This window comes from Stenotrophomonas sp. 704A1 (assembly GCF_030549525.1).
GTDB lineage: Bacteria > Pseudomonadota > Gammaproteobacteria > Xanthomonadales > Xanthomonadaceae > Stenotrophomonas > Stenotrophomonas tuberculopleuritidis.
The window spans coordinates 2,324,643-2,340,913 of record NZ_CP130831.1 but is presented as its reverse complement, the minus strand read 5'-3'; the positions used below and the strand labels follow the sequence as shown (position 1 = coordinate 2,340,913).

Genomic DNA, 16,271 nt, shown 5'->3' with positions numbered 1-16,271 from the left:
GCGATCCACCTGGCCTATCCTTCCCAACCATGCCCTCTGCCCACTTCCTCGACTCCCTGCAGTCCATTGCCGCCACCGACTGGGATGCCCTGCACGACGGCCGCAACCCCTTCGTCAGCCACGCCTTCCTGTCCGGGCTGGAACAGCACGGCTGCCTGCGCGAGGACTGGGGCTGGCAGCCCCGGCATTTCACGCTGTGGGAGGGCGAGACGCTGGTCGGCGCGATCCCCGGCTACCTGAAAACCAACTCGCACGGCGAGTTCGTGTTCGACCATGCCTGGGCCAACGCCTATGCCCGCCACGGCCGCGACTACTACCCGAAGTGGCTGGGCGCGGCGCCGTACTCGCCGGTGACCGGCCCTCGCCTGCTGGCCCGTCACGATTCAGAGCGCGCCACGTTGCTGTCGGCGCTGCGCGAGCAGATGCCGGCGCTGGGGGTCTCTTCGGCGCACGTCAATTTCCATACCGCCAGCGACGAGGCTGCGTTCGGCGAGGACTGGCTGCTGCGCGAGGATGTGCAGTTCCAGTGGCAGAACCCGGGCGACTGGTCCACGTTCGAGCAGTTCCTCGCCGCGATGGACCACAAGCACCGCAAGAACATTCGCCAGGAACGCGCCAAGGTCGCCCGCCAGGGCATCACCTTCCGCGTGGTGCATGGCGACGAGGCCGGCCGCGCCGATCTGCAGGCGATGTACCGCTTCTACCTGCAGACCTTCCTCGAATACGGCAATGCGCCGGCACTGACCGAGGCGTTCCTGCGCCACCTGGCGATATCACTGGGGCGCGGGCTGGTGCTGTTCCTGGCCGAGCTGGACGGCGCGCCGATTGCCGGCGCACTGTGCCTGCGCGGGGGCGACACCCTGTACGGGCGTTACTGGGGCGGCGCTACCCTGCCCGGCCTGCACTTCGAGGCGTGCTACTACCAGGGCATCGAGTACTGCCTGCGCGAGGGGCTGACCCGCTTCGAGCCCGGCGCGCAGGGCGAGCACAAGCTGGCCCGCGGCTTCCTGCCCACGCTGGTGCGCAGCCGGCACTGGGTGGCCGATACAGACTTCGCCGACGCGTTACGGGACTGGTGTCGGCAGGAGCGGCGCGATGTGCGGCGCTACCAGCAGGAACTGCAGGGGCATGGGCCGTTCCGCACAGCGTCGTAACGCGCACCAATCCGGATGGGCTTCTGCCGGGCCGATGCCGGGCGCGCGGTGCTCAGGTGCACTGCCAGAAGTGCCCACTCACCCGGCACGTCGCGCACCAGAACGTATAGAGCATGCCGCCGCTGCCCCACAGCAGCGCGCCTTCGGCCGTGGTCGGCAGCGTCGAATCCAGCTGCATCACGAACGGCATCTGCTCGCCGCAATCGATGCACGCCGGATACTGCGCACTCTGCACCCAGCTGGGCATGCCACCCACGCGTGACAGGTTCTGCCGGTCGTTGGACTGGCCCCAGTCCTGCTGTTGCCAGCGATCGCTTTCCAGGGCCGCAAGGCCGACCTCGGCCTGCATCAGGTCACCGCTGTCGGTGGGCATGCCCGGCACCTCACGGTGCTGGCTGGGGTGGCAGCTCGGCAGACCGTCGGCATCGTGGCGATAGAAGCGCACCGGCGGCGCTTCCCATCCACAGCAATCCAGGCACAGCCCGAGCGTGATCTCTCCTTCCGCGCCCGGCTGCAGCGCGGCAGCATCGGTCTGCAACAGGCGCTGCAGCGGCGAGTGACAGCCACCGCACAGCGTGTCCAGCGGACCGCCCATGCGGCCGGTATGAAGCACCTGACCGCCATGCCAGGTGGGATGCAGCCGCCAGATCCTCTTGCGCCAGCTCGGTACTTCGGCCAGCTGGGCACGATGCTGTTCACGACCGAAGCGCAGGTGCAGCGGCCGCTGGCCATGCAGCCGGCGCGGCAGGGCAGCATCGGCCAGGCCGGCCCAGTGCGCCCAGACGTCCACGTCCAGATCGCTCCAGTCGGCCAGGTAGCCGCGGGCGGCGGCACAGCTATGCGCCTGATTGGCCAACAGCACGGCCTTGGCCCGCTCCAGCTCGCGGTCGTCGGTGGCCTCGGCCAGCCGGTGCGCCCACTGCGCCGCGATCTGCGGTGGCAGCGCCTGCCAGACCTGTGCCGCCAGCTGTACGTCGCCGTCGATGGCGATCTCCAGCAGCGCTTCCCAGTCGTCCTGCAGCACGTGCGGCGCCTGGTAGCTGGCGAACTCCAGCACGCAGCTGAGCAGCTCACCACGCTCACCGTTGCCATGGCGGCGCCAGGCATCGGCACAGACCGGCAGCACCGCAGCGTCCGGCAGCAGGTCCAGGGCGGTGTCGAGGAACGCCGAGGCGGGCGAGCGCCGGGCAAGCGCCTGCAGCATCAGGGCGCCCAGCGCGGGCCGGTCCTCGCTGGCCAGGGTCAGCAGCAGCCCCAGGCTGTCATTGCGTGTGCGCGGCAGTTCGTGCAGATCGAGGATGTCGGTGACCGGGTCGCTCATGACGGGGGCTCCTTGCCGATGTCGCTACGATGGTGCCAGACATCGCCGCCCGCCACGACGCATACACTGTCGGCATGACCCGTCCGCTGCCCTGGCGCCTGGCCGATACGCCGGATTCGCCGTTCCCCCCTGCCGAAACCGCCCTGCGCCGACCCGATGGACTGCTTGCCGTGGGCGGCGACCTGCACCCGCTGCGCCTGTTGAACGCCTACGCCGGCGGCATCTTTCCCTGGTTCAGCGAAGGCGAACCGATCCTGTGGTGGTCACCGGACCCGCGCGTGGTGTTCGACACCGATGGCGTGCACCTGTCTGCGCGCTTCCGCCGGCAGCTGCGCAGCAGCCACTGGGAGGTCACCGCCGATACCGCCTTCAGCCAGGTGATGCACGCCTGTGCCGCCGCACCGCGCCCCGACCAGGACGGCACCTGGATCAGCCCGGCGATGATCGACGCCTACCGCCACCTGCACGACCTGGGCTTCGCCCATTCCATCGAGGTCTGGGACCGGCAGACCCTGGTCGGCGGCATCTATGGCGTGGCCATCGGCACCATGTTCTTCGGCGAGAGCATGTTCAGCGGCGCCAGCGGTGGCTCGAAGGTCGCCCTGGCGGCACTGGCGGCCACCCTGCATGGCTGGGGCTGGCAGCTGATCGACGCCCAGGTGGAAAACCCGCACCTGCTGCGGATGGGTGCGCGGCAGCTGCCTCGGGCAGATTTCCTGGAGCACGTGCGGCAGGCGGTCCGCCAGGACGGCCGCGACGGCGCCTGGACCCAGGCGCTGGGTCGCGTGCCGGCACGGTGTTTTGCCGGCGGTTAACACAAACTTTGCAAGCCGGACGGTTGAAGCGTAAAATGCTGCGCCTTAGGCCCAGCGTGGCCGTTTTCTGAACCGCACAGGACTACATGTCGAAAGACGATTCCATCGAGTTCGAGGGCACCGTCAGCGAGACGCTGCCGAACACCACTTTCCGCGTTCGCCTGGAAAATGGGCACGAAATCATCGCCCACATCTCCGGCCGCATGCGCAAGAACTACATCCGCATCCTCACCGGTGACCGGGTCAAGGTTGAAATGACCCCGTACGACCTGACCAAGGGTCGTATCACCTACCGCATGAAGTAAGCGGTCGGCGCGCCGCGCCACCCCGACAAGGCCAGCCCCGGTTGCTGGCCTTTTGTCATGCCCGCAATCTGGCCCTGCCGGAGGTCACCGTGACCGAACGCACCGTGACATCGGTCAGCCATGCTTGCGGCAGATTCGCATTCGCACCGGCGGCGGCATCGTAGGACCCGATCCAGTCCGGATCGCAACCCCCTGCCCCGCCATGAACATGCCCCTGTTGCACGCTGGCTTTGCCGCCCTCGTCCTGGCCGCCGGCGCCCTGGCCGCGCCCGCAGCCCACGCTGCCGATACCCCCGCCACAAGCGCCGGCGAAAGCTGCATCGGCCTGACCGAAGATCAGCAGATCGTCCGCGCCGGCGCAGACCGCGATGTCCTCCTGCGCAATGGCGATCAGCACTACCGGGTGGTGTTCACCGCCTCCTGCAACAGCGCGGTGACCTCGCGGCGCCTGGCCTTCGAAACCCAGGGCGAGCGTTCCCAGCTCTGCGGCGGCTCGCGCAGCGTCCTGAAGACCGACCGCGCCAGTTGCACCGTCGAACGTGTAGAGCCGCTCGAGGCCGCCACCTTCCAGCGCATGGCCCGCCAGCGCAGCCGCTGAGGACAGACACGACAAGGGCGGCCTCGGCCGCCCTTGCTGCACGCCATCCGTGCTGATCGGCGCGGCTATCGTGCCTGCAGCAGCGATTGCACCTTCGGCTGCCTGCGCTGGAGCGCAAGCCAGAGATCGTAGTTCGATTGAAGCCCCATCCAGAATACGGCCGTGCTGACCCCCGCCATTTCCAGGCGGATCGCCAGGTCCGGACTGATCCCGGCCTTGCCGTTGATGACACGGGACAACGCAACACGCGACATGGCCAGGCGCTCTGCCGCCTCGGTCACCGACAGAGAGGCGGGATCGAAAACCATGGCCTTCAGGGTTTCGCCGGGATGGGGGTGACGGTGAATCATGCAGATCTCAGTGATAGTCCTGGTAGTCCAACAGTTCGACGTCATTGCCGGCAAAGCGGAACGTGACACGCCAGTTCCCGTTTACCCAGACCGACCAATGCCCCTTCAATCCGCCCTTCAACGCATGGAGCCGCAACCCCGGCATCGCCAGGTCCTGAGGGCCACACGCCACGTCGAGAATGGAAAGGATCATCAGCAGCCTGCCAGCATGACTTTGCCGCACGCCACTTGCTGAGCCGTACCGGTACAGCCGTGCGAGCCCCTTGTGTCGAAAGCCGATGATCATCAATGTATCCCGTATCGTTGCGCGATACAAATGGGCGCACATGATCGCGATACAGCAGCATTTGCGCTGCGCCACCCGCGCCGCAAGGCCGCCGGCGACAAAGCAGACACGACAAGGGCGGCCTCGGCCGCCCTTGTCGATGCTTTCCCACTGCCGGGCACTGCCCGGCGCCACCTCACTCCACCGTGGCCGGCAGCAGCCGCTCCGGCTCGGCCTGCGTTTCGACCACCAGCTCGTCGTTGCGCACGTCGATGCTGACCTTGCCGCCATTGACCAGTTTGCCGAACAGCAGTTCGTCGGCCAGCGGGCGCTTGATCTTGTCCTGGATCACGCGGGCCATCGGGCGGGCTCCCATCAGCGGATCGAAACCGTGGTGGGCCAGCCAGTCGCGCGCGGTCGGTGTGGCCGACAAGCTGACGTGCTTCTCCTGCAGCAGCATCTCCAGTTCGATCAGGAACTTGTCGACCACGCGCAGGATGTGCTCGAAGCCCAGCGCCTGGAACTGCACGACCGCGTCGAGGCGGTTGCGGAACTCCGGGGTAAAGGCGCGGCGGATGGTTTCCATCGCATCGGTGGCATGGTCCTGCTTGGTGAAGCCGATCGAGCGCCGCGAGGCCTGCGCCGCACCGGCATTGGTGGTCATCACCAGCACCACGTTCTTGAAGTTGGCTTCGCGGCCGTTGGTGTCGGTGAGCACGCCGCGGTCCATCACCTGCAACAGGATGTTGAAGATGTCCGGATGGGCCTTCTCGATTTCGTCCAGCAGCAGCACGCAGTGCGGGGTCTTGACGATCTTCTCGGTCAGCAGCCCGCCCTGGTCGAAGCCGACGTAGCCCGGAGGCGCGCCGATCAGGCGGCTGATCGAATGCGGTTCCATGTACTCGGACATGTCGAAGCGCACCAGCTCGATACCCAGCTGCAGGGCCAGCTGCTTGGTCACCTCGGTCTTGCCGACACCGGTCGGGCCGGCGAACAGGAAGTTGCCGATCGGCTTTTCCGGGTTGCCCAGGCCCGAGCGCGCCAGCTTGATCGCCGAGGCCAGGGTGCCGATGGCCGGATCCTGGCCGAAGATCACCATCTTCAGGTTGCGCTCCAGGTGCTGCAGCACATCCTTGTCGGTGGCGCTGACCTGCTTGGCCGGGATGCGTGCCATCTTGGCCACGATCGCTTCCACTTCCTCGACGTCGATCAGTTCCTTGCGCTGCCCTTCCGGCAGCAGGCGCTGGCGGGCGCCGGCCTCATCGATCACGTCGATGGCCTTGTCCGGCAGCAGGCGGTCGCCGATGTGCTTGACCGACAGGTCAACCGCCGCCTGCAGCGCATCATCGGCGTAGGTAACGCCATGATGGGCTTCATACTTGGCCTTCAGGCCCTGCAGGATCTCGTAGGTCTCGCCCACGGTCGGCTCGACGATGTCGATCTTCTGGAAGCGACGGGCCAGCGCCCGGTCCTTCTCGAAGATGCCGCGGTATTCCTGGAAGGTGGTCGAGCCGATGCAGCGCAGCTCACCCGAGGCCAGCGCCGGCTTGATCAGGTTGGAGGCGTCCATGGTGCCGCCGGAGGCCGAACCGGCACCGATGATGGTGTGGATCTCATCGATGAACAGCACCGCATTGGGCACCTTCTTCAACGCGGTCAGCACGCCCTTGAGGCGCTTCTCGAAGTCGCCGCGGTACTTGGTACCGGCCACCAGCGCACCCAAGTCGAGCGAATAGATGACCGCATCGGCCAGCACATCGGGCACCGAACCTTCAACGATGCGGCGCGCCAGGCCTTCGGCGATCGCGGTCTTGCCCACGCCGGCCTCGCCCACGTAGAGCGGGTTGTTCTTGCGGCGGCGGCACAGCACCTGGATGGTGCGCTCGATCTCGTCGGCGCGGCCGACCAGCGGGTCGATGCGACCGGCCCGGGCCTGGTCGTTGAGGTTGCTGGCAAACTCGGTCAGGGCGTCGCCCTTGGGCTCGCCTTCGCCCCCTTCCATGCGCCCCTCGCCATCGCCCGAGGACGGCTGCTCGCCCTCCTCACCCAGCTTGGCGATGCCATGGGACAGGTAATTGACCACATCCAGGCGGGTGACGTCCTGCTGGTTGAGGTAGTAGACCGCGTGCGAATCCTTCTCGCCGAAGATGGCCACCAGCACGTTGGCGCCGGTGACCTCCTTCTTGCCCGAGGACTGCACGTGGTAGACGGCACGCTGCAGCACGCGCTGGAAGCCCAGCGTCGGCTGGGTGTCGCGGCCATCGTCTTCGGCCAGGCGCGATACCGAGGCCTCGATGGCCTGTTCCAGCTCCTGGCGCAGGCGGTCGGCGTCGGCGCCACAGGCCTTGAGCACGGCCTGGGCGGACGGGTTGTCGAGCAGTGCCAGCAGCAGGTGTTCGACCGTCATGAACTCATGCCGGGCCTCACGGGCGCGCTTGTAGCACTGGCCGATGGTGTGTTCGAGGTCTTTGCTGAACATGGATTACTCCGGCGGCAGATAGGGACAATATGCGGCCTGACTACGCGATTTCCATCACCCTAGCGGATTGCTGCGTTCAGATGGCGTTAGCAGTATCCATCGCTTGATCTCCATTCACTCCAGGACGGCCCACCCGGCATGAGCGAACCCTACCTGAGCCGCTGGCGATTGCGACGTGATGGTCCCGCCATCGATACCCCCCACGCCCGGCTGTGGCCGGTGCGGACCCCCTCTGGCGAGGCGGCCATGTTGAAGGTGAGCACGGAGACAGAGGAACAGAACGGCCATCGCCTGCTGCGCTGGTGGAATGGCGAGGGCGCCGCCCGCCTGCTGGCCCACGACGGGCCTGCGATCCTGATCGAACGTGCGCACGGCGATACGCTGCGGCAACGCTCGATCGGGGGCGACGATGACGCCTGCACCACGATCCTGTGCCAGGTCCTGCAGCAGCTGCACCGGCCACGGAGCGCGCCGCCAGACGACCTGGTCTGCCTGCGTAGATGGTTCGCCGACCTGCTGCAGCCAAGGGCTGCGCTGCCGCCACTACTGGAACAGTGCGGATCGCTGGCGGCGGCACTGCTGCAGGACGAGCAGGAGATCCGCCCGCTGCACGGCGATCTGCACCATGACAACGTGCTGGATTTCGGCACGCGTGGCTGGCTGGCGATCGACCCGAAGCGCCTGGTCGGTGATCGCGCGTTCGACTACACCACGATGTTCAGCAATCCGGACCTGTGCGGGCCGGGCATCCACGTGGCCACCCGCCCCGAGCGTTTCCATGCGCGGCTGCAGCAGGTCTGCCAGCTCAGCGGGATCGGGCGCGGCCGGCTGCTGCGCTGGATCGCAGCCAGCGCCGGCCTGTCAGCGGTCTGGTTCCGGGATGACGGTGACCCGGCCGACATCGACGAGGCGGTGGCGACGCTGGCACTGCAGGCGCTGGCGGAGCGCTGACGCCGGCGACGGCCTGGCCCGGGCGCCCATGCGGCGGGGCCCGCCTGGCGGCGTTGTGCCTCAGGCCTTTTCCATGGTGCACAGCAGCGGGTGCTGGTTCATCCGCGCGTACTCGTTGACCTGGGCGACCTTGGTCTCGGCCACTTCCCGGGTGAACACGCCACAGACACCGCGGCCGCGGGTATGGACGTGCAGCATCACCTGGGTGGCCTTGTCCAGGTCCAGGTTGAAGAACTGCTGCAGGACATCCACCACGAAATCCATCGGGGTGTAGTCGTCGTTGAGCAGCATGACCTGGTAGAACGGCGGCGGCGCCACTTCCGGGCGCGCGGGCTCCACGGCAACGCCGTGCTCATGATGGGAATCGGGGGCGGACTCGCGAGGCATCCACCCATTATAGGGGGTGCGCCGGGCCTGGGTGGACCCGATGCGGAATGGACGGCACGGACAGCCGCCGTCACAATTGCACCTTCCCCATTTTCTGGTTTCACAGGATCTTCATGAAAAGGACCCTTCTCTCCGCCCTGCTGATCGCTCTGGCTGCTGCCGGCAGCGCGGGCGCCGCGACCACCACCGACAGCGCGAAGGCCGACAAGGCCATCGCCCGCCACCTGGAAAAGCTCGGTTACACCTATGAGGTGGACCAGGACGGCGACTACCAGATGGTGTTCGACGTGGAAGGCGACCGCACCCAGATGGTGTACGTGCGCTCGGCGGTGGAAGACTTCGGGACCCATAACATCCGTGAGATCTGGTCGCCGGGCTACACCTCGCCGACCAAGCAGTTCCCGGTGGCCGTGGCCAACCGCCTGCTGGAAGATTCGCAGGACGCCAAGATGGGCGGCTGGGTGAAGCAGGAGTCGACCGCGATGTTCGTGGTCAAGATCGATGCCGATGCCACCTCCGACCAGCTCAGCGATGCCATCGACGCGGCGATCCGCACCGCCGATGCGATGGAGCTGGAGCTGACCAAGAAGGACGACCTCTGAGTTGAACGACACGCTGGACCCGCGCTGGGCACCGCATGCCACCGTCGCCACTGTCGTGGTCGACGGCGGCCGGGTGCTGCTGGTCGAAGAGACCATCGACGGCCGGCGGGTGCTGAACCAGCCGGCCGGGCACCTGGAGCCGGGCGAAAGCCTGGCCGCTGCCGCCCTGCGCGAGACCGTGGAGGAAACCGGCTGGACGGTGGCGCTGACCGCCTTCATCGGCTGCTACCAGTGGACCGCCGGCGACGGCACGGCCTTCCTGCGTTTCTGTTACGCCGCGCGCCCGCTGTCGCATGACCCGGCACAGCCGCTGGACAGCGGCATCGATCGCGCACTGTGGATGACGCCGGCCGAACTGCAGGCGGCGGCCGACCGCCAGCGCAGCCCGCTGGTCTGGCAGGTGGTGGCCGACTACCTGGCGGGCCAGCGCCACCCCCTTGCACTGGTTCGGGAGGTCGCATGAGCAGCCCACGGGTGATGGTCGGTGTCTCCGGCGGCGTGGATTCGTCCGTGGCTGCCTGGCGGCTGGTGCAGCAGGGCGAGGCGGTGGCCGGCCTGTTCATGCAGAACTGGGCCGACGACGGCAGCGGCGACTGCCGCGCCGAGGACGACCGCCGCGATGCGGTGGCCGTGTGCGGCCTGCTGGGCATCCCGTTCCACTTCCGCGACTTCTCCAGCGAGTACTGGCAGGGCGTGTTCGAGCACTTCCTGGCCGAGTACGCCGCCGGGCGTACCCCGAACCCGGACGTGCTGTGCAACCGCGAGGTGAAGTTCAAGCACTTCCTGGATGCCGCCCGCGAGCTGGGTGCCGAACGCATCGCCACCGGCCATTACGCCCGCATCGCCCAGCGCGGCCACCAGTGGCTGCTGCTGCGCGGTGCCGACCGCTCCAAGGACCAGAGCTATTTCCTGCACCAGCTGGGCCAGGAACAGCTGGCCGCCACGCTGTTCCCGATCGGCGACCTGGAAAAGACCGACCTGCGCCGCATCGCCCGTGACGTGAGCCTGCCGACCCACGCCAAGAAGGATTCCACCGGCATCTGCTTCATCGGCGAGCGCGACTTCCGCGAGTTCCTCGGCCGCTACCTGCCGGCCAGGACCGGCCAGATCCTCGACCCCAGCGATGGCAGCGTGATCGCCGAGCATCCGGGGGTGTTCTATTTCACCCTGGGCCAGCGCGAAGGCCTGAACATCGGTGGCGTGCGTGGCCGCCCCGCCGCTCCGTGGTATGTGGTGGGCAAGGATGTGGCCAGCAATGTGCTGTACGTGGACCAGGACCGCGACAGCCACTGGATGCTGTCCGACCGGCTGCGCTCGGAAACCGCGCACTGGATCGCCGGTTCGCCGCCGGCGCGGCGTTTCCAGTGCACCGCGCAGACCCGTTACCGCCAGCCGGATGAACCGTGCACGGTGGACGTGCTCGACGACGGCAGCGTCCTGGTCACCTTCGACCGGCCGCAGCGCGCCGTCACCCCCGGCCAGTCGCTGGTGCTGTATGACAATGAGGTGTGCCTGGGCGGCGCGGTGATCGCCGCCACCGATGCGCCGCTGGAGCAGCGCCTGCGCACCACCCCTTCTCCCTTTGAGGTAATCGCTGCATGAGTTTCACTGTCGACGACCGCGTTCTGGCTTTGGCCGGCATTGCCCAGGCCCTGCAGCAGGTACGCCGTATCGCCGATACCGGCCATTCCGATGCCGCCGCCGTCCGCACTGCCGTGGACAGCGTGTTCCGTGTCGATGCGTCGTCGCCGCAGGCGGTGTTCGGTGACCGCCATGCGCTGAAATCGGGCCTGCGCCTGCTGCACAACCACTTCCGCAACCAGGGCCAGGATCCGATCCTGCCCAAGCTGGCGCTGTCGGTGCTGCAGCTGGAGCGGCGCTTCGTGCAGGACGGGGCCACCGTGAACAAGGTCGCCTCGGGCATCGAGCGCGCCCAGCGCCAGGCCGCCGAACTGGGCGACAGCGCTCATCCGGACGTGCTGGCCAGCCTGGGCGGCCTGTATGCCGACACCATCAGCCACCTCAAGCCGCGCGTGATGGTGCAGGGCAACCCGCACTACCTGGGCCAGGCAGGGGTGGTCGCCGAGATCCGCGCGCTGCTGCTGGCCGCGGTCCGCGCGGCCGTGCTGTGGCGGCAGCTGGGCGGCAGCTACTGGGACTTCCTGCTGAGCCGCAAGGCGATGGTCGAGGCCGTGGACCGGCAGCTGGCCTGAGCGCAACAGCCGCCGGGCCATGCCCGGCGGAAGCGCCGGAAATCCGGCGCATTCAGAATGCATTTCCGGGCACATCGACGTTAAAGAGAAAGGGGGTACGGCCGATACATCCTCCGTGCACCTCCCGAGAACGTCCATGTACTCACGCATTTTCATCCGTCTGGCCGCCCCCCTGGCTCTGACCCTGCTGCTCCCCTTCGCCATCGGTTTCGAATGGCCGGCCGCCCTGCGTTGGGCGATCCTGACCACGATGACGCTGAGCTGGCTCGGCTTTGCGTGGTGGACCACCCGCGCCCAGGCGCATCGTTCCCCGGAACATGCCCGCGTCCTGCGTGAGCAGGACCAGCTGCTGACCGAGCTGCGCAACTTCGTCGGCAACGAGATCGACGGTTCGCGCGGCGAAGTGGAACGCGCCCGTGATCTGATCCGCCAGGCCGTCTCCAGCCTGGGGGGCAGCTTCGATGCGATGAACCGCAAGTCACGCCAGCAGAGCCAGGCGTTGTCGCGCATCGTCGACCGCGCCGGCGAGGAAGGCAACGCCGGCCTCGACGTGGCCCGCTTCGCCCAGCACGCCAGCAACCGCATGGAACAGCTGGTGGAAGCCCTGGAACAGGTGAGCGGCCAGAGCAGCACCACCGTGCAGCACATCGACCAGATGGCGCAGCACCTGGACGGCATCTTCGCGCTGCTGGAAGACGTCAAGTCGATCGCCGACCAGACCAATCTGCTGGCGCTGAACGCGGCCATCGAAGCGGCCCGTGCCGGTGAAGCCGGCCGTGGCTTCGCGGTGGTCGCCGACGAAGTGCGCAACCTGTCCGAACGCTCGACCACCTTCAACGAGCAGATCCGCAAGCTGGCCCACAGCTCCAAGGACGCCATTGCCAAGGTGCGCGAGACGGTCTCGCACATGGCCTCGCGTGACATGGACCGCTCCCGCGAAGCGCGCCAGGAGGCGGCGGCAATGCTGGACAACGTGGCGCAGATCAATGCCTCGCTGGGCGATGGCATGCGCGAAGTGTCCGAGTGCGCCCGTTCCATCGATGGCAGCGTGGCCGAGGCCGTGCGCGCCCTGCAGTTCGAAGACATCGCCACCCAGGCGCTGGGCGGCGTGCACACCCACCTGGACCGCCTGACTGCGATCAACCGCGAAGCGGTGGCCCTGCAGGAGCTGCTGCACCGCAATGGCGGCGTCTTCGACGAAGAGATCGCCACCGCCCTGCAGCGCACCGGCAGCCGCCTGCGCGAGCTGCGCAGCGAATGGGAACGTCCGCCGCACAAGCCGGTTGCCCAGCAGAGCATGGGCGCCGGCACCGTCGAGCTGTTCTGATCCTGATGTCCGCTGCCGTTGCCGGCAGCCCGCAAGGCCCCGGTTCTGCCGGGGCCTTTGCCTGTGACCCGCCGTTGGATGCATCCTGTACGCGCACCATGACCCTGATCCGCGCCCTGCCCTCCCTGGCCGACACCGAACGCCCGCGCAATGCGAGCGTGCGCGAGCAGCTGCAACAGCTGGAGGACGTGGCACGCGAGGAGATCGAGGAGCTGAGGCAGCTGGCCGATGCCCGCCCTGCCCCGTCCCGTGCGGACGACGCGCTGCTGGGGCTGGCCTGGGACCTGGGGCTGGATGGCGAAGCCCTGAGGTAGATCCACGCCGGGCGTGGATGGTGGCGGGTGCGGGCATTCCGCCGGGCATGGCCCGGCGCTACCGGGTCATGCGCATCTGGATGGTCGCGGGTGCGGGCATTTTCGCCGGGCATGGCCCGGCGCTACCGGGTCTTGCGCATCTGGATGGTCGCGGGTGCGGCATTCCGCCGGGCATGGCCCGGCGCTACCGGGTCTTGCGCATATGGATGGTCGTGGGTGCGGGCGTTCCGCCGGGCATGGCCCGGCGCTACCGGGTCATGCACATCTGGATGGTCGCGGGTGCCGGCATTTCGCCGGGCGTGGCCCGGCGCTACCCTCAGCGTGCCAGCACGACTTCGCTGCTGGCGTCGGTGCGCACCGGGCTGGCGTGCTGCTGGCGCAGCCACTGCGCCAGATCGCGCGGGCTGAGCGGGCGCGAGTACAGGTAGCCCTGGATTTCGTCGCAGCCCTGGCGGCGCAGCATGTCTTCTTCCTGGTGCGTTTCCACGCCTTCGGCCACCACCTTCATGCCCAGCGCGTGACCCAGGTGCACGATCGCCTGGGTGACTTCGGCGGTACCCGAGTCATGCAGCATGCCCTGCACGAAACTGCGGTCGATCTTCAGGCGGCCGACCGGGAAGCGGTTGAGGTAGTTGAGGTTGGAGAAGCCGGTACCGAAATCATCCACCGCCAACGGCACGCCGTGCCGCTCCAGCACATCGAAACAATGGCGCAGGATCTCGGTGTCCCGGATCAACGCCGATTCGGTCAACTCCAGTTCCAGCCGTTGCGGCGGCCAGCCGTGCGCGTGGCAGATCTCGATCACCCGTTCGGCGAAGCCCCGGTCGCGCAGCTGTACGGCCGATACGTTCACCGCGATGCGCTCGAACTGCAGCCCGGCGCGATCCCACGCAGCGGCCTGGCGGCAGGCTTCGGCCAGCACCCAGTCGCCGATGCGCACGATCTCGCCGCATTTCTCGGCGATCGGGATGAACTCGGCCGGGCTGCAGTAGCCGACTCCGGGGCGGTGCCAGCGCAGCAGCGCCTCGATGGCCGGCGGCTCGCCCTGATGGGCGTGCAGCAGGGGCTGGTAGGCCAGGCTGAACTCGTCACGCTCGATGGCACCGTGCAGGCCATGCTCGATGTCGAGCCGGCGCTGGATGCGCGCCAGCGCGTCCTGGCTGTAGTACTGATAGGTGTTGCGCCCCGCTTCCTTGGCCGCGTACATGGCCGCGTCGGCCGCGCGCAGCAGCGAATCGAAATCGGTCTGCGACTCGCCCAGCATGGCGATGCCTACGCTGGCGCCGACCTTCAGGGTGGTGTCGCCACGACGCAGCGGTTCGGCCAGCGAGGCAATCAGCTTGCGCGCCACATGCCCGGCGTCCTCCGGCTCGGCCAGGTCGCGCAGCACCACGATGAACTCGTCGCCGCTGAAGCGGCCGAACAGATCGTTGTTGCGCAGGTTCTGGTGCAGCCGGGTCGCGGCGGCCTTCAGCAGGGCATCGCCGGTGGCGTGCCCGAAGCTGTCGTTGATGGTCTTGAAGCCGTCCAGGTCGATGAACAGCATCGCCAGCGAGGTGCCGCGGTCGCGCGCTTCCTCGATGGCTTCGGCGGTCTGCTCACCCAGCAGCACCCGGTTGGGAAGGCCCGTCAGCAGGTCATAGTGCGCCAGCAGCTCGATGCGCTCATTGGCCTCGCGTTCGCGGGTGATGTCACGGAACAGCACCACGAAGCGTGCCGGCAGGCCGTCGCGCCGGTCCAGTTCGATCAGTACCTGCACCCAGACCCGCAGCCCCGACTGGCGGTAGAAACACAGGTCCAGCTGTTCGGGCAGGCCGCCGCCGGCGATGCGCGCCAGCGCCGCCTCGAAGGCCGCGCGCGAGTCCTCGGCGTACAGTGCCAGCGCCTGGTCCAGGGTGATCGGCTCCTTGCGCAGGCCGTGAATGCGGTAGCACTCCTCGGTCCACTGCATGTGCCGGGTGGTGACTTCGATCTCGCAGCCACCGATGCGGCCCAGCGCGGACACCCGGTTGAGCAGCTCGGTGCGCCAGCGGATCAGCGCGTCGGTCTGGTGCTGCTCGGTGATGTTCTGCACCTGGCCCAGCAGGCGGCGGGGTTGACCCTCCATGTCCAGCAATGGCTGCATCCACAGCCGCAGGTGCTGCGACGGCTCGTTGCCACGGGTCAGTTCCAGTTCGAGATTGGCGGCACGCCCGTCGCGCCACAGGCGCCGCCATGCGGCGCGCAGCGCGCCACGCGAGCGCGGGTGCAGCTGCTTCAGCCAGCGCCGCTGCCCGGGCACGCTGTCCCGCCCCGGTGCCAGCAGCGAACGCAGTTCCGGCGACCACCAGAAGCGGCGAGTGTGCGGATCGAACGACCAGCTGCCCATGCTGGCGATGCGCTGGGCCTCGCGCAGGTGCAGCTGTTGTTCCTGCAGCAGTGTTTCCAGCTGCTTCTGCTGTTCGATATCGGTATGGGTGCCGACCATGCGCAGCGGCTGGCCGTCGGCGGTCCGCGCAACCACGCGGCCACGGTCCAGCACCCAACGCCATTGGCCATCGCCCTGGCGGAAGCGGAACTGCGCGCTGTACTGGTCACTGTGGCCACGCAGATGTTCATCCAGCGCCAGCCGCACCTGGGCGATGTCATCGGCATGCACGCGGGTCAGCATCTCGGTGGCGGTCTCATCGCCCAGTGCCGGCGTGCGCACCACCCGGTCGCTGGGAATATCCCAGTCCCACAGGCTGTGCCCGGCACTCTCCAGCGCCAGTTCCCAGCGACCGCCGCCGTCGACCGGCACCGGCTCGGGCACGCTGAGGGTGAACGCCAGCAGGTTGCCGCTGCCGTCATGCACGGCGCGCAGGTGCCCGTCATAGTGGCCGCGCGGGCCGCCGGGCAGCGTGCAGGCGACGATGCCACCGTCGGCGGCCAGCAGCCGCAGGTCTTCCAGCATCGGCGCATAGGCGGCCACCGTGGCCGGCAGGCCATGCTCGCGCGCAGCCGGATTGGCCGCGAGCGGGCGCCCGTTGCGGTCGACGATGACCAGCGCCGAGGCAAGCGGATGCTGCAGCAGGCTGGCGATGATCCCTTGGTCCACGCGATCTTGCTCCGGATGACACGCCCGACAGCGGGGCACGCAGTGGTTAACGGCGCCTGCGGCGGATAATTGAGTGGTCAGGGCACACCTGCGCGGTAAGATGGCCCGCGCCCT

Annotated in this window: 17 protein-coding genes; 11 read left to right on the top strand and 6 right to left on the bottom strand. The window is 68.0% G+C overall.

All coding sequences use genetic code 11. The features are described 5' to 3' along the window. The first annotated feature begins 29 nt into the window (after nt 1-29). On the top strand, nt 30-1,154 hold the full coding sequence (locus tag Q5Z10_RS11055; RefSeq protein ID WP_303639118.1) for a GNAT family N-acetyltransferase: 1,125 nt from the start codon (nt 30-32) through the stop codon (nt 1,152-1,154). 52 nt (nt 1,155-1,206) lie between these two features. Here Q5Z10_RS11055 and Q5Z10_RS11050 read toward each other — a convergent pair whose 3' ends face one another. Further along, nucleotides 1,207-2,475, bottom strand: a complete 1,269-nt coding sequence (locus Q5Z10_RS11050) for a hypothetical protein (protein WP_303639117.1) — start codon at nt 2,473-2,475, stop codon at nt 1,207-1,209. 74 nt (nt 2,476-2,549) lie between these two features. Here Q5Z10_RS11050 and aat point away from each other — a divergent pair, with 74 nt between their 5' ends. From aat to Q5Z10_RS11035, 3 genes are all read left to right on the top strand, one after another. Then, entirely contained in the window at nt 2,550-3,290 is a 741-nt protein-coding gene (aat, locus tag Q5Z10_RS11045) for a leucyl/phenylalanyl-tRNA--protein transferase (RefSeq protein ID WP_303639116.1), read from the top strand. A gap of 86 nt (nt 3,291-3,376) precedes the next feature. Continuing rightward, a complete protein-coding gene (gene infA / locus Q5Z10_RS11040; RefSeq protein WP_005409596.1) occupies nt 3,377-3,595 on the top strand; it encodes a translation initiation factor IF-1 in 219 nt (72 codons plus the stop codon). Between the two features lie 202 nt (nt 3,596-3,797). Then, on the top strand, nt 3,798-4,193 hold the full coding sequence (locus Q5Z10_RS11035) for a hypothetical protein (protein WP_303639115.1): 396 nt from the start codon (nt 3,798-3,800) through the stop codon (nt 4,191-4,193). Between the two features lie 65 nt (nt 4,194-4,258). Here the strand turns inward: Q5Z10_RS11035 and Q5Z10_RS11030 are convergent, their stop codons facing one another. The 3 genes from Q5Z10_RS11030 to clpA are packed head-to-tail and all read right to left on the bottom strand — an operon-like array spanning nt 4,259 to nt 7,287. Then, nucleotides 4,259-4,543 carry a HigA family addiction module antitoxin gene (locus Q5Z10_RS11030; RefSeq protein WP_303639114.1) on the bottom strand — a complete coding sequence of 95 codons (285 nt, stop codon included), beginning with the start codon at nt 4,541-4,543 and terminating at the stop codon, nt 4,259-4,261. 7 nt (nt 4,544-4,550) lie between these two features. Next, the gene (locus Q5Z10_RS21425; protein WP_442758951.1) at nt 4,551-5,003 is read right to left on the bottom strand and encodes a type II toxin-antitoxin system RelE/ParE family toxin; all 453 of its coding nucleotides are present in this window, start codon (nt 5,001-5,003) and stop codon (nt 4,551-4,553) included. A gap of 1 nt (nt 5,004) precedes the next feature. Beyond that, nucleotides 5,005-7,287: an ATP-dependent Clp protease ATP-binding subunit ClpA gene (clpA, locus tag Q5Z10_RS11020; RefSeq protein ID WP_303639113.1), complete on the bottom strand. Its 2,283-nt coding sequence runs from the start codon at nt 7,285-7,287 to the stop codon at nt 5,005-5,007. A gap of 138 nt (nt 7,288-7,425) precedes the next feature. Here clpA and Q5Z10_RS11015 point away from each other — a divergent pair, with 138 nt between their 5' ends. Then, nucleotides 7,426-8,238: an APH(6) family putative aminoglycoside O-phosphotransferase gene (locus Q5Z10_RS11015; RefSeq protein WP_303639112.1), complete on the top strand. Its 813-nt coding sequence runs from the start codon at nt 7,426-7,428 to the stop codon at nt 8,236-8,238. A 60-nt stretch (nt 8,239-8,298) separates the two neighbouring features. On the opposite strand, the gene clpS is transcribed toward Q5Z10_RS11015, so the two are convergent. Continuing rightward, nucleotides 8,299-8,625 (bottom strand): ATP-dependent Clp protease adapter ClpS, encoded by a 327-nt coding sequence (clpS, locus tag Q5Z10_RS11010; RefSeq protein WP_303639111.1) that lies wholly within the window; start codon nt 8,623-8,625, stop codon nt 8,299-8,301. A gap of 113 nt (nt 8,626-8,738) precedes the next feature. On the opposite strand from clpS, the gene Q5Z10_RS11005 reads away from it, so the two are divergent. The 6 genes from Q5Z10_RS11005 to Q5Z10_RS10980 all read left to right on the top strand — a co-directional run bounded on the left by Q5Z10_RS11005 (nt 8,739) and on the right by Q5Z10_RS10980 (nt 13,081). Further along, on the top strand, nt 8,739-9,227 hold the full coding sequence (locus tag Q5Z10_RS11005; RefSeq protein WP_303639110.1) for a hypothetical protein: 489 nt from the start codon (nt 8,739-8,741) through the stop codon (nt 9,225-9,227). 1 nt (nt 9,228) lies between these two features. Then, the gene (locus Q5Z10_RS11000; protein ID WP_303639109.1) at nt 9,229-9,690 is read left to right on the top strand and encodes an NUDIX hydrolase; all 462 of its coding nucleotides are present in this window, start codon (nt 9,229-9,231) and stop codon (nt 9,688-9,690) included. Continuing rightward, nucleotides 9,687-10,829, top strand: a complete 1,143-nt coding sequence (gene mnmA / locus Q5Z10_RS10995) for a tRNA 2-thiouridine(34) synthase MnmA (protein ID WP_303639108.1) — start codon at nt 9,687-9,689, stop codon at nt 10,827-10,829. The genes Q5Z10_RS11000 and mnmA overlap by 4 nt, the downstream gene beginning before the upstream one ends. Next, nucleotides 10,826-11,440: a high frequency lysogenization protein HflD gene (gene hflD / locus Q5Z10_RS10990; protein WP_303639107.1), complete on the top strand. Its 615-nt coding sequence runs from the start codon at nt 10,826-10,828 to the stop codon at nt 11,438-11,440. Before mnmA ends, hflD begins: the two co-directional genes overlap by 4 nt. Nucleotides 11,441-11,576: 136 nt before the next feature. After that, on the top strand, nt 11,577-12,767 hold the full coding sequence (locus Q5Z10_RS10985) for a methyl-accepting chemotaxis protein (RefSeq protein ID WP_303639106.1): 1,191 nt from the start codon (nt 11,577-11,579) through the stop codon (nt 12,765-12,767). Between the two features lie 98 nt (nt 12,768-12,865). After that, the gene (locus Q5Z10_RS10980; protein WP_303639105.1) at nt 12,866-13,081 is read left to right on the top strand and encodes a hypothetical protein; all 216 of its coding nucleotides are present in this window, start codon (nt 12,866-12,868) and stop codon (nt 13,079-13,081) included. Between the two features lie 316 nt (nt 13,082-13,397). Here Q5Z10_RS10980 and Q5Z10_RS10975 read toward each other — a convergent pair whose 3' ends face one another. Further along, nucleotides 13,398-16,157, bottom strand: coding sequence for a bifunctional diguanylate cyclase/phosphodiesterase (locus Q5Z10_RS10975; RefSeq protein ID WP_303639104.1), 2,760 nt, complete (start codon nt 16,155-16,157; stop codon nt 13,398-13,400). Between the last annotated feature and the right edge of the window lie 114 nt (nt 16,158-16,271).